We start from the raw sequence: 25,842 nt of genomic DNA, 5'->3' as shown, positions 1-25,842 counted from the left end.
ACCCGACACCCGTTTTTCCGAGATGCAGTCTCTGACCCTGCATCCCGGCACCGCCGGCCTGTCGCGGGCCCTCAGCATGCCTCCAGGTACCGATCCCTGAAGGGGGAGGTTGCCGCCGCTCTCCCGAACACCCGGTGCGCATCCGGTTCCCGCAAGAGCGATGGGACGGATGATAAGAGGGCTGCCGGGGACGGGGATAAATTTTCAGGCAAAAAATGCAGAAATCGTGCAGAAGCTTGTTTTTGCTGCGGATTATTTTTGCGCGCTGGAGCGGCGGGGCGGATTTCATCCACGCCGTTGCGCCAGGTCTCCTGCCCGTCCCGGTCGTTACCGTCCCGCCCGTTTCCGCCCGGCTACGCCTCTGCCGCGGCAAGCGACGCATGCTTGCTGCCTCCCGTACAAAATTGCATAGTCCGCGCATCCGGCAGGGGGAAAATGACCTGGAGACCGCGTAACCTGACGATCACGCAGCGCCTGCTTGCGCTGACGGCGCTGGCGATGTTGCCGGCGGCGGCGGTGGTTGTTTTCTACATCGTGTCGCTGCACCAGCAGCGCGAACGGGAATTGCACGCGCTGGCGCAGCAGTACGGACAGCTCGCGAGCCTGGAGATGGCGCGCATCCTTTCGGGGGCCGACGGCGTGCTCCAGGCGCTCTCCCGTTCCGAGCGCGTAAGGAGTCTCGACCCGGCAGGATGCGGTCCCTATCTCGCTGAAATCCATGAAGCACTGCCGCAGTTCCTTGGCCTGGCCGCGGCCGATGCGGCTGGGCGGGTGCGCTGCGCGTCCACCCCCTTCCCCGCGCCGATGAGCATTGCGGACCGCCCCTATTTCGCGATGGTCTCGGAAACCGGCCGGTTCACGGTCGGAGAATTGACGTCTGCCAAATCGGGCGAGGCGCGCTTCCTCCCGCTCGCCCTGCCGATCTTCGGGCCGGGCGGAGAGCGCGCGGGCGTCGTCGTGGCGGCGCTGGACCTCGACTGGCTCGGCAAGCGCCTGCGCGAACGGCACCTGATCGAGGGAAGCTCGCTCACCATTGCCGACCGGAACGGCGTGATCATCGCGCGCGAGCCGCTGCCCGAGTCGTTTGTCGGCACGCGCATTCCCGACCCCTTCCTGCATCTCGTCCAGAGCGACCGCCCTGGGAGCGTGATGGTGGAGAGCCAGGACGGAACGCGGCGGGTGCTTGGTTACTATCCGCCGCGCTACTCCGGCACGGGCCTCTATGTCAGCTATGGCCTTTCCACCGAAGCGGCATTCAGCGCCGTCACGCAATCCACCTATCGCAGCGTGGCGATCGCGCTGGCCGGGGCGGCGGCGGTCTTCTTCATCGCCTGGATCGTGGGCGAGCGGCTTTTCCGGCGGCCGATCAGGCGGCTCTTGGAAACGATTTTCGCCTGGCGCCAGGGGCAGGATTCGGCGCGCACCGGCATCACGGCCGATGGAAGCGAGCTTTCCGTCCTCGCCAACGCGATCGACCAATATATGGACGAGCTCGTCGCCGATCGTGCAGCGCGCCGCCGGGCGGAGGAGCACCGCACGCTGCTTGTGCGGGAGCTCGATCACCGGGTGAAGAACATCCTGGCCACGGTCCAGGCGGTCGCGGCGCAGAGCTTCAGGGGCGCGAGGGCCGAGCCAGGCCTGAAGACCTTTTCCGGCCGGCTCGCAGCCATGGCCGACACGCATGCGATGCTTATGTCCGACCACTGGGCAAGCGCAGAACTGCGCCGTACCGTTCAGGTGGCGGTGAAGCCCTTCGAGAGCACGCAGCACCCGCGCATCACCATGCAGGGAGCCCCGCTCGTCATACATGCGCGCGCGGCGCTGGCGCTTTCCATGGCGGTGCACGAGCTCTGCACCAACGCGATCAAATACGGCGCGCTGAGCTCGGACGAAGGGCGCGTGAGCATCGACTGGTCGCTCTCGCCTGGACCAGAGGGGGATATCTTCACCCTTCTGTGGGCCGAGAGGGGAGGTCCGCCCGTGGAGCCCCCTAAGCGCGCAGGCTTCGGCAGCCGGATGATCGAGCGCGCCCTCGCCTCCGAATTGTCAGCCAAGGTCGATCTCGATTTCCAGCCTGCGGGGCTGGTGTGCCGCATGGAATGCGCGGCCTCCTCCATCCTCGCCGAAGACGCGGATGCGCGGATAACAAAGGCGGCCTAGATCGCCTCCATTCCTGCAGGACAGAGGATCAGGCCATTTCTTCTGCTGGCCGTCTCGCTCATCGCTCGCTGCTTTCCTGGGGGTCAGCCGGGCGGCGGCAAGCGCAGCCGGCTAAGAGCGTCTTCCGCAGCCGAGGCAAGCGCGACATTTCATCATCCTGGCTTACGGAACCATGTGGCCTTGCTCGGGGTTTTTCCGGGAGAAACGGAGGGACGACCATGTCTTCGGAAAAGGAAGAAAAGATCCGCCGCCGCGCCTATGAGATCTGGGAGAGCGAGGGCCGCCCGCATGGCCGCGAGTGGGATCATTGGCTGCAGGCCGCCCGCGAGTTGCAGGCCGAGGAGGGTGGCTTCGCCGAAGGCGAGGATATCCCGGAAATGCCGGAGGATTTTCCGGAGGGCGGCGGAGGCAGTGGCGAGGCCGGCGGCGGCAGCTCCGGCCTTTCGAGCGGATTGCAGCCCGGCGGCACAATCCCCGGCGGGAGCCCCGCGACCGGTGAAGGCAGCATCGGCACCGGCGGCGGCAGCACGAGACGCCGCAGCACGGGCAATGCCAAGGGCGCAAAGAAGTAAGCACTCTCCGATCACATGAAAGTGAGGCCGCGCTGGCAATGGCGCGGCGTTTTTCATCGAGCGGCGGATTCGCCACAGCTCGCACGCCGGGCGGCCGGAGCCGCCCGGGTGATCCACCCGCAGCAAATCGCCTTATTCCGTGGTGAGCACCGCGACCGGAAAATCCTGCCAGAGCACGGAGAGAGGCACCTGCGGGTCGTCGACAAGCTCGCCGGTGAGGCTGCGGTAGCGCCCCGCCCCTCCCGGCAGCACGAGATGCGTGCGCCCGAAGGCGCTGCTGATCCAGGAGCGCCGGCCCGGCTCGCAATGCCTCAGCACCAGGCGCGGCACGGCGACAAGGACGCGCTTTCCGCCGAGGGCCCGCGCATAGGCGATGGCGTGCATGTTCTCGTCGCCCGCGATCTCCAGCGGCTCGTAGGCGCCCTCGTTGAAGAGGTCCGGCTGGGCGCGGCGCAGGCGCAGGAGGCGCCAGAGGAGCCAGAGCTTCGGCACGCCCTCGCGCCAGCGCTCCATCGCGTCCGCCGCCGGCATGTCCTGCACCTCCGCAAGGAGGCGGCGGCGCAGGTCGAAATCGACCGGGCGCCGATTGTCGGGATCGACCATGCTGTAGTCGAGCAGCTCGCAGCCCTGATAGATGTCGGGCACGCCGGGCAGGGTCAGCTTCATGGCCGTCTGCGCCAGGCTGTTGACGATGCCCGCGGGCTCGATGGTCGCGACGGCGGCGCGGACCTCGCGCAGGAAGCTGCGCCGTTCCGGCGCGAAGACGCCGCGCACATAGTTCTCGACCGCGTTTTCGTAGGGCTCGTTCTGGTCGGTCCAGCTGGTGTGGCGCTTTGCCTCCCGCAGGGCCTTGGTCATGAAGGCGACGAGACGCTCGGCCAGCTCCTTCAGGCCCTCCTCGTCCTGCAGCGACAGATCGGCGGGCCATGCACCGGCGAGCGCCTGGTAGAACAGCCATTCCCCGCCGGGAGTGGGCGCCGGGCCGCGCGGCAGCGTCTCGCGCAGGTCCTCCGCCGCCTCGTGCCAGCGCGAGATCGCCGCTGCCCATTCCTGCGGCATCTCGCTGACGACGGCGAGTCGGGCGCGGGCATCTTCGCCGCGCTTGGTGTCATGCGTGGCCGTCGCCGAGAGGGAATGCGGCCACTCCTCGGCCCGCTTCCTCATGGCGGCATGGAAGGCTTCGGGGTCAAGGCCGAACTGGTCGGGCTCCGCGCCCACCTCGTTGAGCGCGATGAGCCGGTTGTAGCGGTAGAAGACAGTATCCTCGACGGCCTTTGCCATCAGCGGCCCGGTGGTCTGCTGGAAGCGGGCGACGAAGGTCTTTCGCGCCTCGGAGCCTTCGGTGGGCTCCAGCAGGAGCGTGGCGATGAAGTCGATGACCCGGTCATCCTCCACCTCCCGGCCGCGCTCGACCCGGCCGACGGCGCGCGCCATGACGGCGCGGTCCTCCTCCGAGGCGCCATCGGCATCGATATAGGTGCGGTAGACGGGCATGGCGGCGGCGATCTCGACGATGGCGAGCCTCAGCGCATCGCGGCCGAAGTCGCGGGTCGCGACGCTCTGCGCGGCAATGGCCTCGGCAAGGCGCACCAGCGCCTCCAACTCGCCGGCGAGGTTGATCGTCAGGATGCGGCGCTTAGCGGCAAGGACCTGGCCGGCGAAATCGGCGTCCCCGCCGGTGAAGCGCGTCCAGCCCCTGGTCATCGCCTCGTCGTGGCGGGGCTCCACCTGCAGGGCCGTGATCAGCCGCGCCACCTCATATCCGGTGGTGCCCGCGCAATCCCATTCCCTGCGCAGATCCTCCTCTGCGCCGAGGATCTTCTCCACGACGACATAGTCGAGCCCGGAGGCGCGGCGGAGCTCGGCCAGATAGGCCTTGGGGTCGGCAAGCCCGTCTACATGGTCGATGCGCAGCCCGTCGACCACGCCCTCGCGGACGAGCTTTATGGGCAACTTGTGGACATCGGCGAAGACCGCGGGGTCCTCCACCCGCACCCCGATGAGGTCGGAAATCTCGAAGAAGCGCCGGTAGGTGAGCGCCTCGCGCGCCAGCCGCCAATAGGCGAGCCGCCAGACCTGCGCCTCGTGAACGCGGTGCAAGAGGTCCTTGTCGGCATTGGCTTCGGCGAGCGCCTCCTCGAGCGCCGGTCCGTGATCGGCGTCGCCGTGGCCTAGGAACAGGGAGAGCGATTCCGGATGGAGCGGCAGGGAAAGCGCGTAATAGGAGAAGACCGGCTCGCCGGACTCCTCGTCGAGCTTGAGCTGAAGCTTACCCTCGGCAAGCGCCTCACCATAGGGCTCGCCGAGCACCGGCAGGAGCAGCTTCGATGCATCCCAATTGATGTCGAAATGGCCGGCGAAGGGGCTTTCGCGGCCATGCTTCAGCACGTCGCGCCACCAGGGATTGGCGGTCGAGACGGCCATATGGTTGGGGACGATGTCGAGGAGCATGCCGAGCCCATGCTCCTTCAGCGCGGCGGCAAGCCTGGCGAAGCCCTCCTCGCCGCCGAGCGAGGGGTCGAGCTCCTGGTGATCGGCCACGTCATAGCCGTGGGTGGAGCCCGGCGCAGCCGTGAAGATCGGCGAAGCGTAAAGATGGCTGATGCCGAGCTCGGCGAGATAGGGGACGATTTCCGCCGCGCGCTCGAAGGTCATGCCTTCGCGGAACTGCAGGCGGTAGGTGGCGTGAGGGATTGTCATGGCGAGCGGGGCCTTTCCTCGCGGATCGCCTGGATGACCGCGGTGAGCATGGGTGAATTTTCCAGATCCTCGATCGGCACCGGCAGCTTCCGCCGCCAGTTCGGGTGCTCGCTGACCGTGCCGGGGATATTGGGCTGCTCGGTGAGGCCGAGGAGGTCCTCCATCTGCGCGGCGACGAGCCGCGAGGGCGAGCTTGCGACGAGCCGGTGGATCCCGGCGGCGACGGCCTCGCTGAACTCCTCTCCGGCATCGTAGCGCCCGCGCGCGTGGAGCGCCTCGATGGCCTGACGCTTTTCCTCGCGACGGCGCTCGCGCTCCTTCTGCGCGCCTTCCTGGTCGTAAAGGCCGATCTCTTCGCGAAGCGCGATGTCGCTGCCCGTCCACCAACCGGCAAGCGTGTTGGTGTCGTGGCTGCCGACGCAGGCGAGGGCCGAGCGCGGCCAGTGCTCCGGCGGGATGAAGCCGTGGTCGTTGCGCTCGAAATAGAAGATGCGGTAGCCGAGCAGGTTCGCGCGGTCCATCTGATCGCGAAAACCCTCGGGCACGACCCCGAGATCCTCGCCGATGATCAGCGCCCGCGAGCTTTGCGAGACTTCAGCCAGCACCCGCACCACCTCCGGCATGGGATAGAGCACATAGGCCCCCTGCCCTGCCGGAAAGCCGGCCGGGATCCAGAACAGCCGGTAAAGGCTCATGGCGTGGTCGATGCGCAGCGCGCCGGCATGGCGCAGGATGACCTCGTAGGACCGCCTGACCGGCCGGAACCCGCGTTCTGCGATCTCGGACGGCGAAAGCGGCGCAAGGCCCCAGCTCTGGCCTTCGGGGTTGAACATGTCGGGTGGCGCGCCGATCTCGGTGCCGACGACGGTCAGCGTGCGGTCGCTCCAGGTGGCCGCGCCGTCGGGCGCCGTGCCGACGGCAAGATCGAGATAGAGCCCGATGCGCATGCCGGCCTCGCGCAGCCGCCGCGCGGCGCGGCCGAGCTGCTGGTCGGCGAGCCATTGCAGCCAGATGTGGAATTCCACCTCCTCCTGGCGCTCGCGCGCGAACTGCGCGACCGCCTCGCCGGCGGGATCCTGGAACTCCTCGGGCCAGGCTGGCCAGCCGGTGCCCTGGCCGCGGCTGACCATATCGAGGCTGATCGCCTCGAACAGGGCATAGCGCCAGAGCGCCTCGCCGCCCTCGTCCTTGAAGGCGTTGACGGCGTCGCGGTGTGCGCCGCGCATCCGCTGGTGGATGCGGCGGAGGACAGCGAGCTTGTGCTCCGCGACCGCCTTGTAGTCGACGAGTTCGCTGCCGCGCAGCCGCGACAGAACGCTGTCGTCCAGGTCGGAGGTGGCATCGAACCCCTCGACCTGGTGGACCGCGATATAAAGCGGGTTCAGGAAATTGCGGTCGCTGGGAGAGAAGGGGCTGGTCTTGTCCGGCTCGGCCAGGAACAGCGCGTGCAGCGGATTGACGCCGAGGAAATCGGCGCCAAGTCGCGCGGCCAGCTCGCCGAGACGCGCCAGATCCTCGAAATCGCCGATGCCCCAGTTGCGGTGCGAGCGCAATCCATAGAGCTGGCATGTGATGCCCCAGGCCCTGCCATGGTGGAGGAAGTCGGGCAGGTAGCAGGCCGCACCGTCCGGCGCCGTCGGCGGGGGAGGCCAGTCGCCGGAGGGCTCCGGCGCAGTTGCCTCACCATCCTCCACCCCGAGCACTTTCAGGATCGCCCGCACCGCCTCGTCGGAGGCGCTGGAGGTCCTGCCGTCGAGCCCGCGATAGGAGCGGACGATGCCATGCGCGGCGGCAAGGCGGTCAAGATCGTCGGTCATGCGCCGGCTCCTTCCGCGAACAGGACGGCGACGCTCCGCGCCGGCAGCTTGCCCTGCGCGAGCGCCGCGTGGATGCCCTCGCGGCTCTCATGGATCGTGTTGAAACCGGCGAGATTCTCCTCGGCCGCAACGTCGGCGGTGCCGAAATTGGCGGCCATCAAGAGCCAGCGGACGCCCATCTCCCAGCGGACCGAGAAAGCCTCGGCGCCAAGCCGCCTCGATTGCGCCTGCATCGCGGTCATGCTCGCAAGATAGGGTGCCAGATAGGTCCTGCGGGCCTTCAACAGGCGGCGGAAGAGGTCGAGCCTCTTCCGGCCGGCCTCGGTTTCCGTGCGGCTCCAGTCCGGCATCGACGTCTCGAAGGTCGAGACCGCGTTGGGATCGGGGATTTTCTCGGCCTCTTCGCCGGAGAAATGGCTGAAGGAGGCGAATTCCTTCCGTCTGCCTTCCCGGACCGCCTTGGCGAGGTCGCCATGGAAGTCCGTGAAGAACAGGAACGGGTTCGTCTCGCCGAATTCCTCGCCCATGAAGACCAGCGGTACCTGCGGGTTGAGCAGATGCACCGCCGTCAGAAGTTCCACCGTCTCCGCGTCGGCAAGCGCGGTGAGCCGGTCGCCGAAGGCGCGGTTGCCGATCTGGTCGTGGTTCTGCAGGAAGGTGACGAAGGCGAGCGGCGGCTGGCCGGCGCTCGGCACGCCGCGCGGCTTGCCTTCCCTCGGCGCATAAGGCTCGCCCTGGTAGCAGAAGCCTTCCGCAAGCGCGCGCGCCAGATGGCCGGCGGGGTCGTCCGCGAAGGCCTCGTAGTAGCCGGTATCCTCCCCCGTCGCGACGCAGTGGGCGGCGTGGTGGAAGTCGTCGTTCCATTCGGCGGTGAAGAGAATCGGCCGGTTGTCCTCGTCGCGCGGATGCAGGGCGATGATGTTGCGCTCATCCTCGGTCATCAGATGGATCGGACGGTCCGGGAAGCGCTCGCGGATGCGGCGCGCCATCTCTTCGAGGATCGGCGTTTCGCTGCGGTCCTTGATCTGGTCGATGGCGTCGAAGCGCAGCCCGTCGAAGCGGAACTCCTCCAGCCAGTAGATCGGATTGTCGAGGAAGAAGTCGCGCACTGCCTGTTCCTCGAAGCGGATGGCCGGCCCCCAGGGTGTCTGCCGCTCGGAATCGAAGAAGTCCGGCGCATAGGCGTTGAGATAGTTCCCGTCCGGACCGAAATGGTTGTAGACGACGTCGAGGATCATCATCAGCCCGCGCTCATGCGCCGCGTCGACAAGGCTTTTCAGGCCCTTGACGCCGCCATAAGCCGAATGCGGGCAATAGGGCAGCACACCGTCATAGCCCCAGCCGCGATTGCCCGAGAACTGCGCCACGGGCATGATCTCGATGGCGGTGAAGCCGACATCGGCAAGATAATCCAGCTTGCGCCTGATGCCGTCGAACCCGCCCTCGCGCGTGAACGTGCCGGGATGGAGCTCGTAAACGACAGCCTCTTCCCAGGGCCTGCCTTTCCAGTCCGCCGCCTTCCAGTCGAAAGCCGAGGCGGTGAGGAGGCTCGGGCCATGCACGTCCTTTTGCTGCGCGCGGGAGGCTGGATCGGGCACGGCCATGCCGTCAGGCAGCACGAACTGGTAGGCCGCCCCATCCGAAAGGCCGTCCACTTCCAGTTCGAACCAGCCGTGTTCGCGCCGCTCCATCTCGCGTTCATCGCCTTGGCCGAGGCGCAGGCGCAGCGTGTCGAGAGCGGGCGCCCAGAGGCGGAATCGCGCCGTTCCATTGTCCCTGAGATGAGCGCCCCAGCGGGCTTCGAAGTTAGAGCTTGTCATCTTACACGACCTTCCAGCACGACCATCGAGCGGTCGGCGAGTTGCAATTTGTGCGGGGTGCGCATCGCTTCCCAGACCGGCCACTGGCCGGTGTCGGTGCGCATGACCATTTTCCAGCCGGCCGCACCGAGCTCGCGCGGCAGGGTGAATTCCACCGGCTCGTGATGGCCGTTGATGAGGATGAGGATGCAGGAGCCGCGCTCGTCGCAGAGCAGCAGGCCGAGGCTCTTCAGGCCGGCGGCGCGCCAATCCTCCTCCGTCATCGGCTCGCCGGTCGGGCGCAGCCAGGAAACGTCGCGGAACTTCTCCAGGACGACATTGCCGTGCAGGAAGTTCTTCAGCCTGAGCCGGGGATGGGCCCGGCGATAGGCAATCAGCCGCCGCACGAACTGGAGGAAGGCCTCGTCCTCCGGATCGTGGCCCTCCCAGGCGAGCCAGTTCATTTCCGTGTCCTGGCAGTAGGCGTTGTTGTTGCCGTTCTGTGTCCGGCCAACCTCATCGCCCATCAGGATCATGGGCGTGCCCTGCGACAGAAGCAGCGTGGCGATGGCGTTGCGCCGCATCTTGGCCCTGAGCGCCTTGATGTCCTCGTCGTCCGTCGGCCCCTCGACGCCGCAGTTCCAGCTGCGGTTGTCGCTGTGGCCGTCGCGGTTGCCTTCCTTGTTCGCCTCGTTGTGGCGCTCGTTATAGGCATAGAGGTCGGCGAGCGTGAAACCGTCATGGGCGGTGACGAAATTGACGCTGGCCCATGGCCGGCGGCCGCGCCGGTCGAACATTCCTGCCGAGCCGAGGAGACCGCTGGCAAGGTCCGGCGCGGCATGCTCGTCGCCCTTCCAGAAGGTGCGGACCCAGTCGCGATAGGCCCCGTTCCATTCGGCCCAGCCGGGCGGAAAATTGCCGAGCTGATAGCCGTCGGGGCCGAGATCCCACGGCTCGGCGATGAGCTTCACCCCGGAAAGCACGGGGTCCTGCCGCACCGTGTCGAAGAAGACGGAGGAGGGCTCGAAATTGTCGCGCTCGCGCCCGAGCGCCGTGGCTAGGTCGAAGCGGAAGCCGTCGACATGGCACTCCTCGACCCAGTAGCGCAGCGAATCCATGACGAGCTGCAGGACGCGCGGATGCTTCAGGTTCAGCGTGTTGCCGCAGCCGGTCGTGTCGTAGTAGTAGCGCGGGTCGTCGCCGAGAATGTAGTAACTGGCATTGTCGAGCCCGCGGAAGGAGAGTGTCGGCCCAAGCTCGTTGCCTTCGGCGGTGTGGTTGTAGACCACGTCGAGGATCACCTCGATGCCGGCCTCGTGCAGCTTGCGCACCATGCGCTTGAACTCATGCACGCCGCCGCCCGGCGAAATATAGCGCGGCGCCGGCGCGAAGAAGTTGACGGTGTTGTAGCCCCAGTAGTTGGTAAGGCGCTTTTCGACCAGATACCGGTCGTCGAAGAAGGCCTGCACGGGCAACAGCTCGATGGCCGTGACGCCGAGCTTGACGAGATAGTCGATCACGCGGGAATCGGCGAGGCCGCCGAACGTGCCGCGGAACTGCTCGGGCACCTGCGGGTGCAGCGCCGTCATGCCCTTCACATGGGCCTCGTAGATGACCGTGTCTTCCCAGGGCCGCTGCGGGCGCAGGTCGTTGCCCCAGGTGGCGGCGGTGTCGACCACCACGCATTTCGGCATGACGAATGCAGAATCGCGCCGGTCCATGGCCAAGTCCTGCCGCGCCCCGCCCACCCGATAGCCGAAGCAGGCGTCGTGCCAGCGGATGTCGCCGAGGAGCTGCTTGGCATAAGGGTCGATCAAAAGCTTGTTGGGATTGAAGCGGTGTCCCTTGGACGGATCGTAGGGGCCATAGGCGCGCAACCCATAGACCTGGCCTGGCCGCATGTCCGGGAAATAGCCGTGCCAGACCTCGTGCGTGTATTCCGGCAGCGCGACGCGGCGAATCTCGCGCCGGCCCTGGGCGTCGAACAGGCACAGCTCGATCTTTTCCGCATGCGCGGAAAAAACGGCGACATTCACCCCAGACCCGTCCCAGGTGGCACCGAGCGGGTATGGCAGGCCGACGTCTACGCGCACTTTTTCTTCCTTATTATGTCTCGCACGCGAGAACGATGGCGCCCAGAGGCGGCAGCCGCAAACGCACTGAGGCGGGGCGGCCCTGCCAGGGCTCCTCGGTGGCCGTGAGCATTCCGTTCGTCACGCCCGAACCGCCGTACCGGCTGTCATCGCTGTTGAGGATCTCCCGCCACTGGCCGGCACGCGGCAGGCCGATACGGAAATCCTCGCGCACGATCGGCGTGAAGTTGCAGACGATGACGACCGGACGCGCCCCTTCCTTGCCCTTGCGGAGATAGATGTAGGTGCTGATGCCGGGGTCGGAAGCATCGATCCACTCGAAGCCTTCTGGCTCGCAGTCAAACTCGTGCAGCGCCCTCTCGTTCCGGTAAATATTGTTCAGGTCGCGAATTAGATCCCTGACACCGCGATGCATGGGATCGTCGAGATGGTGCCATTCGAGCTGCCAGTCGTGGTTCCACTCGCGCTCCTGCGCGAATTCGCCGCCCATGAAGAGCAGTTTCTTGCCCGGATGGGTCCACATGAAGGTGAAATAGGCGCGCAGATTTGCGAAGCGCTGCCAGCGGTCGCCCGGCATGCGGCCGAGCAGCGAGCCCTTGCCATGCACCACCTCGTCATGGCTGAGCGGCAGGATGAAGTTTTCCGAGAAGGCATAGATCAGGCCGAAGGTCATCCGGTCGTGGTGAAAACGCCGGTGGATCGGGTCGTGGCTCATATAGTCGAGCGTGTCATGCATCCAGCCCATGTTCCACTTGTAGCCGAAGCCGAGGCCGCCGGCGTAGACGGGCCTGGACACGCCGGGGAAGGCGGTCGATTCCTCGGCCACCGAAGTGGCGCCGGGGTGCTCGGAGAAGAGCGCGATGTTCGTGTCGCGCACGAAGGCGATCGCCTCGAGGTTCTCGTTGCCGCCGTGGATGTTGGGGATCCATTCGCCCGGGTTGCGGCTATAGTCGAGATAGAGCATGGAGGCGACCGCATCCACGCGCAGCGCGTCGATATGGTACCGGTCAAGCCAGAAGAGCGCATTGGCGAGCAGGAAATTCGCCACTTCGCGCCGGCCGAAATTGTAGATCAGCGTGTTCCAGTCGCGATGGAAGCCGAGCCGCGGGTCCGCGTGCTCGTAAAGCGCAGTGCCGTCGAAGCGGGCAAGACCGTGGGCGTCGGACGGGAAATGCGCGGGCACCCAGTCGATGATGACGCCGATCCCCTCGCGGTGGCAGCGGTCGACGAAACGGGCGAAATCCTCGGGCGAGCCGTAGCGGCTTGTGGGGGCGTAGAGTCCGACGGGCTGGTAGCCCCAGGAGCCCGAGAACGGATGCTCGCTGACGGGCATGCATTCGATATGGGTGAAGCCCAGATCCTTCACATAGGGGATCAGCTGCTCGGCAAGCTCGTCATAGCTGAGATAGCAGCCGTCCTGCCCGCGCCGCCAGGAGCCCAGATGCACCTCGTAGATGGAGATGGGGGCGCTGCGGTCGTTGCGGGCAGCGCGGCCTTCCATCCACTCCCTGTCGGTCCATTCGACCTCGGGAAGGCCATGCACGATGGAAGCGGTGGCCGGCGGCACCTCGCTGCGGAAGCCGACCGGGTCGGCCTTGGCGGGCAGCACCTCGCCGTGCCGGCCGATGATCTCGTATTTGTAAATTTCGCCCGGGCGGACATCCGGGACGAAGATCTCCCAGATACCGACGCCCGGATGGACGCGCATCTGGTGCCGCCGTCCGTCCCAGCCATTGAAATTGCCGACGACGCTGACGCGGCTTGCATTGGGGGCCCAGACGGCAAAGCGCGTGCCGGCGACACCGTCGCAGACCATCGGATGGGCGCCGAGCTTCTCGTAGAGCCGGTGATGGCGTCCCTCGCCCAGCAGATAAAGGTCGAGGTCGCCGAAGGTGCTGGGGAAGCGGTACGGGTCCTCCTCTTCCCACGTGTCGCCCTCGCGGGTGAAGCGGAGCTTGTAGCGCGGCACTTCCTGCTTTTTGCCGATCAGCCCCTCGAAGAAGCCGCGGGCGTGGCGGCGCAGGAGCTTGCCAAGGCTCTCGCCGGTCTGCGGATCGACGGCCTCGGCCGTCTCGGCTTCGGGCCGAAGGACGCGCAGGACCACCCCGGCGGCGGTCATGTGCGGGCCGAGGATCGAGAAGGGGTCCCCGTGCCGGCCCGCTACAAGCGCGCCGATCGCATGCGGGTCGTCCAGCCGCCAGGGGGCGGTGTCCGCCATGACATTCATGCGCTGCTCCTTTCCATCAGGTCGAGCACGCCCTGGAGCGGGATGCCCACCCAGTCCGGACGATTGGAGAGTTCGTAGTTGATCTCGTAGAAACCTTTCTGAAGCAGGAAAAGTTCAAGCAGCGCCTCCCGCCCCTCGCGCTCCTGCGGCAGGTTCCCCGCGCCTTCCGCCGCGGCGAGGTAGCCCTCCATGAATTCGGCCGTCATGCGCTCCCGCCACCGGCGGGCAAGATTGCCGCTGTCGCGCGACTGGTCGGGAAGGCGCGCCCCCACCTGCCGCACCGCTGCCCAGGCGGCATAGTCGAAGGAGCGCAGCATGCCGGCGACATCGCGCAGGGGCGAGCTCTTGTCGCGCCGTTCGGTGAGGCTGCGCCGCGGCTCGCCTTCGAAGTCGATGATGTAGACATCCTGCTGCGACACGAGCACCTGGCCGAGGTGATAGTCGCCATGGATGCGCGACTTCTTGCCGGAAGGGGCGAGCTTTCCGAGTTCGGCGAGGCGCTTATCGATCTCCTTTGACAGCGACAGGAAGCGCTCGGCGCATTCGCGGGTGTTGGCCGGCAGGCGCTCCTTGTTGCGTTCGAGGCCAGCACGGGCGGCCGCCGCCTGCTCGCGGGCGTCCTTGACCCAGCTGGAAATGTCGGATCGGCGGACCGGCTCGGCGCGGAAGGCCTCCATATCCGTATCGACGGCGAAGGCCGCATGCATCTCGCCCGTGCGCTCGCCGAGGCGGCGCAGGAGATCGAGCGGATAGATGAGCGGCCCGGAAATGCCCTCGACCGGCACCGTGGCGGGCGGGGCGAGGATCTGATCCTCGATCTGCCGCTCCAAGGCGTGCACGAAGACGCTCCAGGCATCGCCCTGGTTCTCCACGAAGCCGGAGACGCTGGCGAGCACCGTCTTCTCGCCGCCCTCCTCCTCGAACTCGACCATTCCGAGGAAGGCCGGCGTGTTCCGGAATCCCGCCACCTCGGTCAGGAACCGTGCCACCTCGACCTCCGGCTGGTCGCCCGGCCGCAGCCGGCGGAAGATCTTCAGCAGCGCCTGGCGACCGAAGGCGACCGAGACATTGCTCTGCTCGCCGCCGAGCGCCGTGGGCGGCTCGGCGAACTCCATCCCGGCAAGCTGCTCGTTGCCGTAAAAGCGCAGCGTGCCGCCCGTGACGGAGATCTCCGTGTTCTCCTGCATCCGCCGCATCAGCTCGGAGGCGAAGCGGTCATCATAGGAGCCGTCGATGAGCGCGCCGAGCTGCGGGCCCTTGCGCACGCGCGCCAGGGTGGCCGAAAGCTTTGGCGCGCCGAACTGGACGTTCTCCTCGCCCCACAGCATGGTGAGAGGCAGGAGATAACGCTGGCGGCCGGAGGACGACAGCTCGACATCGACGACGGAGAGCAGCCCTGCCTCGTCCCCGAGCCTGGCGATCTCCTTGATCTCGGCCTTTCTGATATCTTCGCCCTTGGCGCCGTACCAGCGCTGGCGCTGCATGAATTGCGGCAGCACATCCTGCTCGAGCTGCCGCCGCTCGCGCCCTTCCAGAGCGCGTTCGATGCGCCCGCCGACAAGGGTGAGCGTCACGAATTCCGGCAGCGGGTCGGGAACGTTGCTGTGCCAGTCGGGCGCCTGCGCCTCGTCGGCCAGCAGGAACCAGAAGGCGCCGTAGCTCGACAAAGTGAGCATATAGGGCAGCTCGCCGATGGGCGGGAAAGGCGACTGGCTGACGAGCTCGATGGGCACGCTGCCCTTGTATTTCGAAAGGTCGAGCTCCACCGCCTGCGCCGAGCGCGAGAGGTTGGCCACGCAGAGGATCGTCTGCTTCCCGTCGCTGCGCGTATAGGCAAGGATGCGCCGGTTGCGCGGATAGAGCATTGTGAAGTCGCCGCGCCCGAAGGCGCTGTGCTGCTTGCGCACGCCGATCATGCGGCGGATCCAATTGAGCAGCGAGGAGGGGTCGGCCTCCTGCGCCTCCACATTGATCGTCTGGTAGCCGTAGACCGGGTCCATGATGGGCGGCAGGTAGAGCGCCTGCGGATTGGCGCGCGAGAAGCCGCCATTGCGGTCCGGCGACCACTGCATGGGCGTGCGCACGCCGTCGCGGTCGCCCAGATAGATGTTGTCGCCCATGCCGAGCTCGTCGCCGTAATAGACGATGGGCGTTCCGGGCATCGACAGGAGCAGCGCATTCATCAGCTCGATCTTGCGCCGGTCGTTCTGCATCAGTGGTGCCAAGCGGCGGCGGATGCCGAGATTGATGCGCGCGCGAGTATCCGCGGCATAGGTGCGCCACAGATAGTCGCGCTCGCGGTCGGTCACCATTTCGAGCGTCAGTTCGTCATGATTGCGCAGGAAGATCGCCCACTGGCAGGGATCCGGGATTTCCGGCGTCTGCCGCATGATGTCCGAGATGGGATGCCGGTCCTCCTGGGCGAGCGCCATGTAGATGCGCGGCATCAGCGGGAAATGGAAGGCCATATGGCATTCGTCGCCGTCGCCGAAATAGGGACGTGTGTCCTCCGGCCACTGGTTGGCCTCGGCGAGCAGCATCCGGTCGGGATATTTCTCGTCGAGCGCCGCGCGGATCTTCTTCAGGATCTCGTGCGTCTCGGGCAGGTTCTCGTTGTTGGTGCCGTCCCGTTCGACCAGATAGGGGATGGCGTCGAGCCGCAGGCCGTCCACGCCCATGTCCAGCCAGTAGTGCATGATCCTGATGACCTCCTCGAGCACGCGAGGATTGTCGAAATTCAGATCCGGCTGGTGCGAATAGAAGCGGTGCCAGAAGAACTGGCCGGCCACCGGGTCCCAGGTCCAATTCGACTTCTCCGTATCGAGGAAGATGATGCGCGTCTCGGGATAGCGCTCGTCGTCATCGTTCCAGACATAGAAATTGCGCGCGGCCGAACCCTTTTTCGCGTGGCGCGCCCGCTGGAACCAGGGATGCTGGTCCGAGGTGTGGTTGATGACGAGCTCTGTGATGACGCGGATGCCGCGCCGGTGCGCCTCGGCAACGAAGCGGCGGAAATCGCGCATCGTGCCGTAGGAGGGGTTGATCGAGCGGTAGTCGGCGATGTCGTAGCCGTCGTCCCGGAGCGGCGAGGGATAAAAGGGCAGCAGCCAGATCGCCGTCACGCCCAGGCGCTCGATATAGTCGAGCCGCTGCATGAGGCCGTTGAAATCGCCCATGCCGTCGCCGTTGGAGTCCTGGAACGCCTTGATGTGCAGCTGGTATATGATTGCGTCCTTGTACCAGTCCGACACCTGCGGCCCCGCCGGCGGCTGTTCGGAAAGGGAGGCCTGATCGTCAGGCGTGGCGGCGCTGCCTGGAGAGACCTGTTCCATCTTGTTCATCGACGACCCCCCGGCGCTATAAGCCGCCAAACCATGTATGGACGCTGCTGCGGATCAAGGAACATGTGCTGCGTCTTGCCGGTCCAGGCGAAGGGCTGACCGGTGACGAGGTCCTCCGCCTCGATCGTCGCGTCATCGGGCAGCCCGAATTCCCAGAGCGGCACCTCGAAATGGGCGCCCTGCGGATTGTGCGGGTCGAGATTGACGGCGAAAAGCAGGAAGCTGGACAGGTCGTCCGTATGCTTGCCGTAGTAGAGGATGTTGTCGTTCCAGGCATTGTAGAATTTAAGGTTGGTGAATTGGCGCAGCGCGGGATGCTCCCGGCGCAGCCGGTTCACCAATTGTATATCGGGTCGGATGTTGCCAGGCCGGTCCCAGTCCCAGGCGCGGATCTCGTATTTTTCCGAGTTCAGATATTCCTCCTTGCCCGGCATGGCCGCGGCCTCGCAGAGCTCGAAACCGCTATAGACGCCGTAATTCGTGCCGAGCGTCGCGGCGAGGAACAGCCGCACCTGGAAACCGGGCCGCCCGCTCGTCTGCAGATAGTAGGGGTTGATATCGGGCGTGTTCACGAAGAAGTTCGGCCGCATGTAGTAGCGGCTCTCGCTCTGGGTGAGCTCGGTCAGATATTCGGTCAGTTCCCATTTCGTGTTGCGCCAGGTGAAATAGGAATAGGACTGGTTGAAGCCGACCTTGGCGAGCCGCCTCATCATCTTGGGCCGGGTGAAGGCTTCCGCCAGGAAGATCACGCCGGGGTCGACCTGGTGTACCTCCTCGATCATCCATTCCCAGAAGGGCAGCGGCTTGGTGTGCGGGTTGTCGACCCTGAAGATGCGTACGCCCTTTTCCAGCCAGAACAGCACGATGTCACGCAGCGCGTACCAGAGGCCCGGGATCGCGTCGCGGTAGAAATGGACATTGACGATGTCCTCATATTTCTTCGGCGGGTTCTCGGCGAATTTGATTGTGCCGTCCGGCCGCCAGTCGAACCATTCGGGATGCTCCTTGATCCAGGGGTGGTCAGGCGAGCACTGGATGGCGAAGTCCAGTGCTATCTCCAGCCCGTGCTCGCGTGCGGCGGCGACGAGCCGCGCAAAATCCTCGAAAGTGCCGAGTTCGGGATGGATCGCATCGTGCCCGCCCTCCTCCGAGCCGATCGCATAGGGGCTGCCCGGGTCGTCCGGCCCGGCCGTCAGGCTGTTGTTGCGTCCCTTGCGGTTGGTCCGGCCAATCGGATGGATGGGCGGGAAATAAAGCACGTCGAACCCCATATCCCGCACGTAAGGCAGCCGCGCGATGACGTCGTCGAACGTGCCGTGCACATCCGTCCGGCCTGATTGGGACCGCGGCATCAGTTCGTACCAGGCGGAAAAGCCCGCCTTCTCGCGGTCTGCGAAGACAGGATACACGGTGTCGCTCTGGGTGAGGTTCGCCCGTACCGCCAAGCGGCGCATGAGCACCGCCATGTCGTCGCTGAGAAGCACGGCGAGCGCGTCGCCCTCCGAGCGTGACGAGGTGATTTCCGCCAGAAGCGCCTTGAGAGCGGAGCGGTCCGCGGGCGTCCCGGACGTGCGCACCGACAAGGCCTTCTCGACCAGGCGCTTTCCTTCCTCGAGCTCCAGCGAGATCTTCTGCCCGGCATCGTGCTTCTTGCCGACCTCGACGCGCCACGTGGCGAAAAGGTCACGCCAGGAGCATATTTTGAATTCGTGGTGCCCCACCTCGTCGAAGACAATGGTGGCGCGCCAGCGGTCGTTGACGAGCTGGCGCATCGGCGTCTCGGTCCAGGAACGCTCGCCCCTGCGCCGGTGGAGAAGAGCCGCAGCGATGACTTCATGGCCGTCGCAGAAGATATCGGCTTCCACGCGGAAGGGCTCGCCGACGATCGTCCTCGCGGGGAAGCGCCCCCCGTTGATCGCGGGCTCCACGGCTTCGATGGCAATGCGGCTTGCGGCTAGTTTCTGCAGGAGCGCCTGGCCGGGACGGTCCATTCTCAAAATCTCTCGATAGAAAATTTCCCCTGACCCACGAACGCCGAGGAAGCGGGACGGTTCCGCGAAGAAAGCGCATGCGGAATTATTCCAAACGGAAAGCGGAACCTGGATTGCACGCTTCTACGGAGCCGCTTGATTGCCGGGCTCGAGAATGCATCAATGGCCGAACCCGCCTGCACCTGATGGTCCGAAGCGACATGCTCGATGAGACAAGGCTTCCGCTGCGCGTCTGCGCCGCCATGCAGCGCTCGCGCGGAGTGGGCAGGCTCGCCACCAAGCTGCGCGACGGCGCCACCCATCTGGATACGCTCTACCAGGAAGGCTGCTGCAAGATCCGCCTGCCGAAGGCGCACGACAAGGCGCTGGAGGCGGTACTCATCAACACGTCCGGCGGGCTGACGGGCGGAGACAGGGTGGAGTGGGAGGCTGAAGCGGCGCCCGGTTCGCGGCTGGTGCTGACGACGCAGGCCTGCGAGCGCATCTATCGCTCGACCGGAGAGGATGCGCTGGTCTCGGCCAAGTTGCGGGTCGGCGCCGGCGCGCATCTCGACTGGCTTCCGCAGGAGACGATCCTGTTCGACGACAGTAGGCTCGACCGCCGGCTGACGGTCGAGCTCGAAGGCGATGCAAGGTTCACCGCGGTCGAGGCGGTGCTGCTCGGCCGCGAGGCCATGGGCGAGGCGGCGCGCCGCGCGGTTCTCAAGGACCGCTGGCGCATCTATCGCGGCGGCAGGCTTGTCCATGCGGAGCAGACCCGCCTTGCCGGCGAGGATTTCGAGCGCGAGGGGCTCTCGCTCCTTTCAGGCCACAACGCCTTTGCGACGGTGCTCGCCATAGGGCCCCAGGCGGAGGAGAAGCTGGCGGCCGTGCGGCGATTGCTGCGCCCGGAAATTCAGGCCGCCGCGAGCGCCATCGGCGAACGTCTCATCTTGCGTATCCTCGCGCCTTCGGGTCTTATGTTGCGGCGCACCATAATTCCTGCCGTCGCGCTTCTCTCGGGGGCAGGCGCCGTGCCGCGCTTGTGGTCCATTTGAAACGGGAAATATCTCCGCATGAACCTGACGCCCCGCGAAAAGGACAAGCTGCTGATCGCCATGGCGGCACTGGTGGCGCGGCGGAGGCTGGAACGCGGCGTCAAGCTCAACCATCCGGAGGCTGTCGCCCTCATCACCGATTTCGTGGTGGAAGGCGCCCGCGACGGCCGCTCCGTGGCGGAGCTGATGGAGGCCGGCGGCCATGTGATCACCCGCGACCAGGTGATGGAGGGCGTGGCCGAGATGATCCACGAGATCCAGGTCGAAGCCACGTTTCCCGACGGCACCAAGCTCGTGACCGTCCACCAACCGATCCGCTGAACAAGGAACTTTGAGGGGATACATGCTTAACCGTCTTGTTCTTTCCGGCGCGGCGCTTTTCGCCGCCACCATGCCGGCCTTTGCGCATCTCGACCCTGCCGCGCACGGCTCCTTCATGGCCGGCTTCTCGCATCCGCTTTTCGGTCTCGACCATATCATGGCGATGGCCGCCGTCGGGCTTTGGGCGGCGATGCTGGGCGGGCGAGCGCTGGTGCTGGTGCCCGCGGCTTTCGTCGGCACGATGCTGCTCGGCTTCGCCGCGGCGCTTTTCGGCCTCCCCTTGCCCTTCGTGGAGCCGGTGATCCTCGCATCGGTCGTCTTCATCGGCCTGATGGTGGCGCTTGCGCTTCCGCTGCCGGCGTCGGCGGTTGCGGGGCTCGTCGCCTTCTTCGCCTTCTTCCACGGCCATGCCCATGGCGGCGAGCTTGGCGCCGCCGGCGCGGCGCAATTCGCCATCGGCTTTGCTCTCGCCACCGCTCTCCTGCACACGGCGGGCATCGCAGCGGGGCTTGCCTTCGCCCGGCGCCAGGGCGGAAGTGGGACGCTTGCCCGCCTTGCCGGGGCGGCCACGGCCGCTGCCGGTCTGTGGCTGGCCGTCGCCGGCTAGTCTGCGGAGGATCCGATGGTTCCCGGCGAGGTCATTCCGGCGCCCGGCGAGATCGAACTCAATGCCGGCGCTCCCCAGGTGGTGCTCGAGGTGAGCAACACCGGCGACCGGCCGATCCAGGTCGGCTCCCACTACCACTTCTACGAGACCAACGGCGCGTTGTTCTTCGACCGCGAGAAGGCGCGCGGCATGCGGCTCGACATCGCCGCGGGCACCGCCGTGCGCTTCGAGCCCGGCCAGGCGCGGGAGGTGCGGCTGGTTCCGCTCGCCGGCGCGCGGCGCGTGTTCGGCTTCCAGCAGAAGGTGATGGGGGAGTTGGACTAGAAGAGGATCCGCCTTACATTTCCTGAAAATAGTAAGGAGAGAAAAGCCATGGCCGTTTCAGCCAAGATGACATCGAAGGGGCAGATCACATTACCCGCCGAGCTTCGCAAGGCGCTGAAACTGAAAGCCGGCGACAGAGTGGACTTCCGCAAGAATGCGGAGGGCAACTACGAACTCGTGGCCAAGCCGCTGCGGTTCGAGGACCTGCGGGGGATCATCCCATATGAGGGACCGCCTCTTTCAGGCGACGACATCGTCAAGATTGTCGAGAAAACGCGCGAATTGCGCGCCGCGGAAATCGCCGCCTCGTTGCGGCAGGATGATGAACAGGAGTCATGAAGGGGCTCGACACCAACATACTGCTTGCTTGGCTTCTGCGCGGCCAAGCTCCCCTGCACCTTCCAGGTGGTCCGTACCGCGTCAGTTTAGTGGTCCTTGCCGAGCTGCTCTGGGTCCTGCGGACCCATTTCAGGCGGCCCCGACGAGAACTCGCCGAGATCGTCCAGCTTCTACTTCAGACCTCGAGCGTCAGCTTTGACGATGAAACCATCGTGAAAGGCGCGTTGCGCGACTTCCGAGCGGGCAATGCCGACTTTGCGGATTTCCTGATCATGCGCGACAACGAAACCGCCGGCTGCACAACGACCCTGACATTTGACAAGAAGGCAGCCAAACATTCGGGGTTCACCCTGGTTGCCGAAGGGAACTGATTTCCATGCCCACGAAAATTTCCCGCGCGGCCTATGCCGACATGTATGGCCCGACCACGGGGGACCGGGTGCGGCTGGCCGACACCGAGCTCTTCATCGAGGTCGAGAAGGATTTCACGGCCTATGGCGAGGAGGTGAAATTCGGCGGCGGGAAGGTGATCCGCGACGGCATGGGCCAGAGCCAGGCGAGCCGGGCCGAGGGCGCGGTGGACACCGTCATAACCAATGCGCTGATCGTGGACGTCACCGGCATCTACAAGGCCGATCTGGGACTGCGCGACGGAAGGATCGCGGCGATCGGCAAGGCCGGTAATCCGGACACCCAGCCCGGTGTCAACATCGTCGTCGGCCCTGGCACGGAAGCGATCGCCGGCGAGGGCAAGATCCTCACCGCCGGTGGTTTCGACGCGCATATCCATTTCATCTGCCCGCAGCAGATCGAGGAGGCGCTGATGTCGGGCGTCACGACCATGCTCGGCGGCGGCACAGGCCCGGCGCATGGCACGCTCGCCACGACCTGCACGCCCGGCCCGTGGCATATCGGCCGCATGATCCAGTCCTTCGACGCCTTCCCGATGAATATCGGGCTTGCCGGCAAGGGGAATGCCTCGCTGCCTGCCCCGCTCGTCGAGATGATCCGGGCGGGCGCCTGCGCGCTGAAGCTGCACGAGGACTGGGGCACCACGCCCGCGGCCATCGACAATTGCCTTTCGGTGGCCGACGATTACGACGTGCAGGTGATGATCCACACGGACACGCTGAACGAAAGCGGCTTCGTGGAGAACACCATTGCTGCCTTCAAGGGCCGCACCATCCACGCCTTTCATACGGAAGGTGCGGGAGGCGGCCATGCGCCCGACATCATCAAGGTGGCGGGGCTCGAGAACGTCATCCCCTCCTCCACCAATCCGACCCGGCCCTATACGGTGAACACCATAGCCGAGCACCTCGACATGCTGATGGTCTGCCATCACCTGTCGCCCTCCATCCCCGAGGACGTGGCCTTTGCCGAAAGCCGCATCCGCAAGGAGACCATCGCGGCGGAGGACATCCTGCACGACCTTGGCGCCTTTTCCATCATCTCCTCTGACAGCCAGGCGATGGGACGCGTGGGCGAGGTGATCATCCGCACCTGGCAGACCGCCGACAAGATGAAGCGCCAGCGTGGCCGTCTGCCCGAGGAGACGGGCGAGAATGACAATTTCCGCGTCCGCCGCTACATCGCCAAATACACGATCAATCCGGCCATAGCCCATGGCGTGTCCAGGCATATCGGCTCGGTCGAGGTGGGCAAGCGCGCCGACCTCGTGCTCTGGAGCCCTGCCTTTTTCGGCGTGAAGCCGGACATGGTGCTGCTGGGCGGCACGATCGCCGCCGCGCCCATGGGCGATCCCAATGCGTCCATCCCGACGCCGCAGCCGGTGCACTACCGGCCGATGTTCGGCGCCTATGGCAAGGCGGTCGCGGCCTCCTCCGTGACCTTCGTCTCCGAGGCCGCCCTCGGCGAGGGGCTGCAACAGAAACTCGGCGTGGAGAAAAGCATGCTCGCGGTAGAAAACACCCGCGCCGGCATCGGCAAGAAAGCGATGCTGCTCAACGACGCCACGCCGCATATCGAGGTCGATCCGGAGACCTACGAGGTGCGCGCCGACGGCGAGCTCTTGACCTGCGAGCCGGCAACCGTGCTGCCGATGGCGCAGAGATACTTTCTCTTCTGAATGAGCTTTTCCACGGCAGGCCTAATAACTATTATTGGTTCAGCCACGGAAGGAGTCCGACCATGCCCGTCAGTGCCGATCTGGGAAAGCCGCTCGAAGACTATGTCGAGGAACTGGTCAAGACCGGCCGCTACCGCTCCCGCTCGGAAGTGCTGCGGGAAGGCGTGCGGCTCGTGCAGGAGCGGGAGGTGAAGCTCCGGGCGCTGGATGCCCTGATAGGTGAGGCGCTGGAGGATGTGGAAGCGGGGCGGACCCGCCCCGCAGAGGAGGTCTTTGACGAGTTGCTCGCCGAGTTGAAGGCCATGGGAGCCAAACGTGCGGGTTGAGCTGACGGCGAAAGCTGAAAGCGACCTGCGCGATATCGCGCTTTTCATTGCCGCTGACAGCCCGGCACGAGCCATGACCTTCTATGGCGAATTGCGAGCGGTGTGCCTGGAACTCGCGAAGTTTCCAAGACGGTACCAGGTGGTTCGCTCCCTCGAGGGCATTGAAATTCGGCGCCGCGTCTACCGCAACTATGTCATGCTTTATCGCCTGTATGAAACCAGGATCGTGGTGTTGCGGGTTGTACGCGGCTCGATGGATCTGGACGCGCTTTTCGATGAACCCGGCCTCGAAACCTGACATTCAGCCGCAATGATGCCATCCATCTAGCAGGGAGACCCACATGATCGCCTGGTCGATCTTCATCCCCGCCTGTTTCGCGCTGAACTGCGCACCGGGGCCGAACAACATGCTGGCCTTTTCGAACGGCGCCCGGCTCGGCTTCGTGCCCGCCATGCTGGGCGGGCTCGGCCGCATGCCCGCTTTCGCGCTCCTCATCCTTGTGACCATCATCGGACTCGGCGCGGTGCTCGCCACCTCCGCTGTGGCCTTCACGATCATCAAGATCGCCGGCGCCGTCTACCTTGTCTATGTCGGCATCCAGTTCTGGCGCAAAGCAAGGGCCTTGGCCGAGGCGCAGGCGAAGGATTCGGCGCTTCGTGCGCTCATGCGGCGGGATTTTCTAATCGCCATCAGCAATCCGAAGGCGATCGCCGTCTTCACCGCCTTCTTCCCGCAATTCATCGATGCCTCGGCGCCAGCCTGGACCCAGCTTGCCGCGATGGGCGGCGTGTTCCTGCTGCTGGAAGTCGCCGCCGTTCTGCTTTACGTGGTGGCGGGCGTGCTTCTCGGCCAAGTGCTGAAATCGGGCCAGGTTTTCGCCCATCTGAACCGGCTGGTTGGCGGCGTTCTGATCGCCTCGGGCGTCTCGATGGCGCTCTCCAGGCATTGAGTCTGCCATGCTGCCCGTGGCGACAAGCACCACCCGCTCCTTCGGCAAGCCCGCCGACACGATCACCCTCGATGAGACGGCAAGACATCGCCGCCGCATGGCCATGCGCTCCGACGGCGGCATAGAGTTCCTGCTGGACCTGCCGCATGCAAGCCTGCTCGCCCATGGCGACGGCCTCCTGCTCGACGATGGCCGGGTGATCGAGGTGCGCGCCGCGCCGGAGCCGCTCTACGAGGTGCGCGGGCGCGATGCCCGCCATCTCCTCGCGCTCGCCTGGCAGTTGGGCAACCGGCATCTGCCGGCAGAGATCGCCGAAGATCGGATCCTCATCCGCCGCGACCACGTGATTCGCGATATGCTCAAAGGGCTTGGAGCCACGGTCGCCGAGATCACCGCCCCCTTTTCGCCGGAGGGCGGGGCCTATCACACCCATGCGCATGGCCACGATCATAGCCATGCCCATGGGCACGGCCACCACCATCATGACTGAGACCCAGGCGCTGCAGAGGCTGCTTGCCTGGTCCTCGCCGGCCTTTCCGGTGGGCGCCTTCGCCTACTCCGGAGGACTGGAGACGACGATCGCCGGCCGCCGCGTTGCCGATGCGCAAGGGGCCCTCGCCTGGATCGAGGGAAACCTCCGCAGGGGGGCGGTCCGCAATGATGCCATCCTGGCGGCGGAAGCCACGCGCGGGCATGTCGATGGGGCAACGCTCGGCAATCTCGCCGATCTCTGCCTCGCGCTCACGCCGGCCCGCGAACGCTACGAGGAAATGCTGGTGACAGGCGAGGCCTTCCTTGCCGCCGCGCGTACCTGGCCCGACGCCGTCCCGCAGCATCTTCCCTCCCCCTGCCCCTACCCGATCGCGTTCGGCGCCGTCGCGGGCATGGCTGGAATAGCGGCGGAAGCGATGCTGGTCGCTCTGCTGACCGCCTATGTCCAGGCGCAGATCTCCGTCGCGGTCAGGCTGGTGCCGATCGGCCAGTCGGATGGACTGGCGATCCTGGCTGCGCTCGAGCCGCTGATCGCCGAAATGGCGGCGGCTCTCTCGGAAGCGGGTCTCGATGATCTGGGCTCCGCGTCCTATGCCGCGGACATCGCCGCCATGGCGCATGAGACGCTTCCCACAAGGATCTTCCGCTCATGACGTC

The 25,842-nt window shown here is 65.9% G+C and carries 21 protein-coding genes; 14 read left to right on the top strand and 7 right to left on the bottom strand.

The annotated features are described in order from the left end of the window. Positions 1–435: 435 nt before the first annotated feature. Entirely contained in the window at positions 436–2,160 is a 1,725-nt protein-coding gene (locus RIN79_RS13605; RefSeq protein ID WP_309085208.1) for an HWE histidine kinase domain-containing protein, read from the top strand. A gap of 218 nt (positions 2,161–2,378) precedes the next feature. Continuing rightward, positions 2,379–2,732 (top strand): DUF2934 domain-containing protein, encoded by a 354-nt coding sequence (locus RIN79_RS13600; protein ID WP_309085207.1) that lies wholly within the window; start codon positions 2,379–2,381, stop codon positions 2,730–2,732. Between the two features lie 132 nt (positions 2,733–2,864). Here RIN79_RS13600 and treY read toward each other — a convergent pair whose 3' ends face one another. Genes treY through RIN79_RS13565 form a run of 7 tightly spaced genes read right to left on the bottom strand, consistent with a single transcriptional unit; the run spans position 2,865 to position 18,700 of the window. Next, positions 2,865–5,432 carry a malto-oligosyltrehalose synthase gene (treY, locus tag RIN79_RS13595; protein WP_309085206.1) on the bottom strand — a complete coding sequence of 856 codons (2,568 nt, stop codon included), beginning with the start codon at positions 5,430–5,432 and terminating at the stop codon, positions 2,865–2,867. Beyond that, positions 5,429–7,249, bottom strand: a complete 1,821-nt coding sequence (gene malQ, locus RIN79_RS13590; protein WP_309085205.1) for a 4-alpha-glucanotransferase — start codon at positions 7,247–7,249, stop codon at positions 5,429–5,431. Before malQ ends, treY begins: the two co-directional genes overlap by 4 nt. After that, the gene (gene treZ, locus RIN79_RS13585; RefSeq protein WP_309085204.1) at positions 7,246–9,069 is read right to left on the bottom strand and encodes a malto-oligosyltrehalose trehalohydrolase; all 1,824 of its coding nucleotides are present in this window, start codon (positions 9,067–9,069) and stop codon (positions 7,246–7,248) included. The genes malQ and treZ overlap by 4 nt, the downstream gene beginning before the upstream one ends. Continuing rightward, positions 9,066–11,141, bottom strand: coding sequence for a glycogen debranching protein GlgX (gene glgX, locus RIN79_RS13580; RefSeq protein ID WP_309085203.1), 2,076 nt, complete (start codon positions 11,139–11,141; stop codon positions 9,066–9,068). The genes treZ and glgX overlap by 4 nt, the downstream gene beginning before the upstream one ends. 13 nt (positions 11,142–11,154) lie before the next feature. Further along, complete coding sequence (gene glgB / locus RIN79_RS13575) at positions 11,155–13,368, bottom strand: 1,4-alpha-glucan branching protein GlgB (protein WP_309085202.1); 2,214 nt, start codon at positions 13,366–13,368, stop codon at positions 11,155–11,157. Further along, positions 13,365–16,709, bottom strand: coding sequence for a maltose alpha-D-glucosyltransferase (gene treS, locus RIN79_RS13570; RefSeq protein ID WP_309085201.1), 3,345 nt, complete (start codon positions 16,707–16,709; stop codon positions 13,365–13,367). Before treS ends, glgB begins: the two co-directional genes overlap by 4 nt. Next, the gene (locus RIN79_RS13565) at positions 16,706–18,700 is read right to left on the bottom strand and encodes an alpha-1,4-glucan--maltose-1-phosphate maltosyltransferase (protein ID WP_309085200.1); all 1,995 of its coding nucleotides are present in this window, start codon (positions 18,698–18,700) and stop codon (positions 16,706–16,708) included. Before RIN79_RS13565 ends, treS begins: the two co-directional genes overlap by 4 nt. 224 nt (positions 18,701–18,924) lie before the next feature. Here RIN79_RS13565 and RIN79_RS13560 point away from each other — a divergent pair, with 224 nt between their 5' ends. The 12 genes from RIN79_RS13560 (at position 18,925) to RIN79_RS13505 (ending at position 25,838) form a co-directional block, all read left to right on the top strand. Beyond that, positions 18,925–19,737, top strand: coding sequence for an urease accessory protein UreD (locus RIN79_RS13560; RefSeq protein WP_375165935.1), 813 nt, complete (start codon positions 18,925–18,927; stop codon positions 19,735–19,737). Positions 19,738–19,755: 18 nt separating this feature from the next. Continuing rightward, the gene (locus RIN79_RS13555; protein WP_309085198.1) at positions 19,756–20,058 is read left to right on the top strand and encodes an urease subunit gamma; all 303 of its coding nucleotides are present in this window, start codon (positions 19,756–19,758) and stop codon (positions 20,056–20,058) included. A gap of 22 nt (positions 20,059–20,080) precedes the next feature. Continuing rightward, positions 20,081–20,665, top strand: a complete 585-nt coding sequence (locus RIN79_RS13550) for a HupE/UreJ family protein (protein WP_309085197.1) — start codon at positions 20,081–20,083, stop codon at positions 20,663–20,665. A 15-nt stretch (positions 20,666–20,680) separates the two neighbouring features. Then, on the top strand, positions 20,681–20,989 hold the full coding sequence (locus tag RIN79_RS13545; RefSeq protein WP_309085196.1) for an urease subunit beta: 309 nt from the start codon (positions 20,681–20,683) through the stop codon (positions 20,987–20,989). Between the two features lie 48 nt (positions 20,990–21,037). Continuing rightward, complete coding sequence (locus tag RIN79_RS13540) at positions 21,038–21,328, top strand: AbrB/MazE/SpoVT family DNA-binding domain-containing protein (protein ID WP_309085195.1); 291 nt, start codon at positions 21,038–21,040, stop codon at positions 21,326–21,328. Next, positions 21,325–21,699, top strand: a complete 375-nt coding sequence (locus RIN79_RS13535) for a type II toxin-antitoxin system VapC family toxin (protein ID WP_309085194.1) — start codon at positions 21,325–21,327, stop codon at positions 21,697–21,699. The genes RIN79_RS13540 and RIN79_RS13535 overlap by 4 nt, the downstream gene beginning before the upstream one ends. Before the next feature lie 5 nt (positions 21,700–21,704). Further along, positions 21,705–23,417: an urease subunit alpha gene (ureC, locus tag RIN79_RS13530; protein WP_309085193.1), complete on the top strand. Its 1,713-nt coding sequence runs from the start codon at positions 21,705–21,707 to the stop codon at positions 23,415–23,417. 62 nt (positions 23,418–23,479) lie between these two features. Then, on the top strand, positions 23,480–23,743 hold the full coding sequence (locus RIN79_RS13525; RefSeq protein WP_309085192.1) for a type II toxin-antitoxin system ParD family antitoxin: 264 nt from the start codon (positions 23,480–23,482) through the stop codon (positions 23,741–23,743). Beyond that, complete coding sequence (locus RIN79_RS13520; RefSeq protein ID WP_309085191.1) at positions 23,733–24,041, top strand: type II toxin-antitoxin system RelE/ParE family toxin; 309 nt, start codon at positions 23,733–23,735, stop codon at positions 24,039–24,041. Before RIN79_RS13525 ends, RIN79_RS13520 begins: the two co-directional genes overlap by 11 nt. 43 nt (positions 24,042–24,084) lie before the next feature. Beyond that, positions 24,085–24,693, top strand: coding sequence for a LysE family translocator (locus tag RIN79_RS13515; protein ID WP_309085190.1), 609 nt, complete (start codon positions 24,085–24,087; stop codon positions 24,691–24,693). Positions 24,694–24,700: 7 nt separating this feature from the next. Further along, a complete protein-coding gene (locus tag RIN79_RS13510; RefSeq protein WP_309085189.1) occupies positions 24,701–25,183 on the top strand; it encodes an urease accessory protein UreE in 483 nt (160 codons plus the stop codon). Then, on the top strand, positions 25,149–25,838 hold the full coding sequence (locus tag RIN79_RS13505) for an urease accessory protein UreF (RefSeq protein ID WP_375165933.1): 690 nt from the start codon (positions 25,149–25,151) through the stop codon (positions 25,836–25,838). The genes RIN79_RS13510 and RIN79_RS13505 overlap by 35 nt, the downstream gene beginning before the upstream one ends. The last annotated feature ends 4 nt before the right edge of the window (positions 25,839–25,842 follow it).

Source organism: Chelativorans sp. (assembly GCF_031180965.1).
GTDB lineage: Bacteria > Pseudomonadota > Alphaproteobacteria > Rhizobiales > Rhizobiaceae > Chelativorans.
This window is presented reverse-complemented; position numbering and strand designations above follow the sequence as displayed.

Excerpts from the sequence above, each read along its gene's own strand:
- RIN79_RS13605 (WP_309085208.1), top strand. The coding sequence starts at position 436 with ATGACCTGGAGACCGCGTAACCTGACGATCACGCAGCGCCTGCTTGCG.
- RIN79_RS13600 (WP_309085207.1), top strand. The coding sequence starts at position 2,379 with ATGTCTTCGGAAAAGGAAGAAAAGATCCGCCGCCGCGCCTATGAGATC.
- treY (WP_309085206.1), bottom strand. The coding sequence starts at position 5,432 with ATGACAATCCCTCACGCCACCTACCGCCTGCAGTTCCGCGAAGGCATG.
- malQ (WP_309085205.1), bottom strand. The coding sequence starts at position 7,249 with ATGACCGACGATCTTGACCGCCTTGCCGCCGCGCATGGCATCGTCCGC.
- treZ (WP_309085204.1), bottom strand. The coding sequence starts at position 9,069 with ATGACAAGCTCTAACTTCGAAGCCCGCTGGGGCGCTCATCTCAGGGAC.
- glgB (WP_309085202.1), bottom strand. The coding sequence starts at position 13,368 with ATGAATGTCATGGCGGACACCGCCCCCTGGCGGCTGGACGACCCGCAT.
- treS (WP_309085201.1), bottom strand. The coding sequence starts at position 16,709 with ATGAACAAGATGGAACAGGTCTCTCCAGGCAGCGCCGCCACGCCTGAC.
- RIN79_RS13565 (WP_309085200.1), bottom strand. The coding sequence starts at position 18,700 with ATGGACCGTCCCGGCCAGGCGCTCCTGCAGAAACTAGCCGCAAGCCGC.
- RIN79_RS13555 (WP_309085198.1), top strand. The coding sequence starts at position 19,756 with ATGAACCTGACGCCCCGCGAAAAGGACAAGCTGCTGATCGCCATGGCG.
- RIN79_RS13550 (WP_309085197.1), top strand. The coding sequence starts at position 20,081 with ATGCTTAACCGTCTTGTTCTTTCCGGCGCGGCGCTTTTCGCCGCCACC.
- RIN79_RS13545 (WP_309085196.1), top strand. The coding sequence starts at position 20,681 with ATGGTTCCCGGCGAGGTCATTCCGGCGCCCGGCGAGATCGAACTCAAT.
- RIN79_RS13540 (WP_309085195.1), top strand. The coding sequence starts at position 21,038 with ATGGCCGTTTCAGCCAAGATGACATCGAAGGGGCAGATCACATTACCC.
- RIN79_RS13535 (WP_309085194.1), top strand. The coding sequence starts at position 21,325 with ATGAAGGGGCTCGACACCAACATACTGCTTGCTTGGCTTCTGCGCGGC.
- ureC (WP_309085193.1), top strand. The coding sequence starts at position 21,705 with ATGCCCACGAAAATTTCCCGCGCGGCCTATGCCGACATGTATGGCCCG.
- RIN79_RS13525 (WP_309085192.1), top strand. The coding sequence starts at position 23,480 with ATGCCCGTCAGTGCCGATCTGGGAAAGCCGCTCGAAGACTATGTCGAG.
- RIN79_RS13515 (WP_309085190.1), top strand. The coding sequence starts at position 24,085 with ATGATCGCCTGGTCGATCTTCATCCCCGCCTGTTTCGCGCTGAACTGC.
- RIN79_RS13510 (WP_309085189.1), top strand. The coding sequence starts at position 24,701 with ATGCTGCCCGTGGCGACAAGCACCACCCGCTCCTTCGGCAAGCCCGCC.
- RIN79_RS13505 (WP_375165933.1), top strand. The coding sequence starts at position 25,149 with ATGCCCATGGGCACGGCCACCACCATCATGACTGAGACCCAGGCGCTG.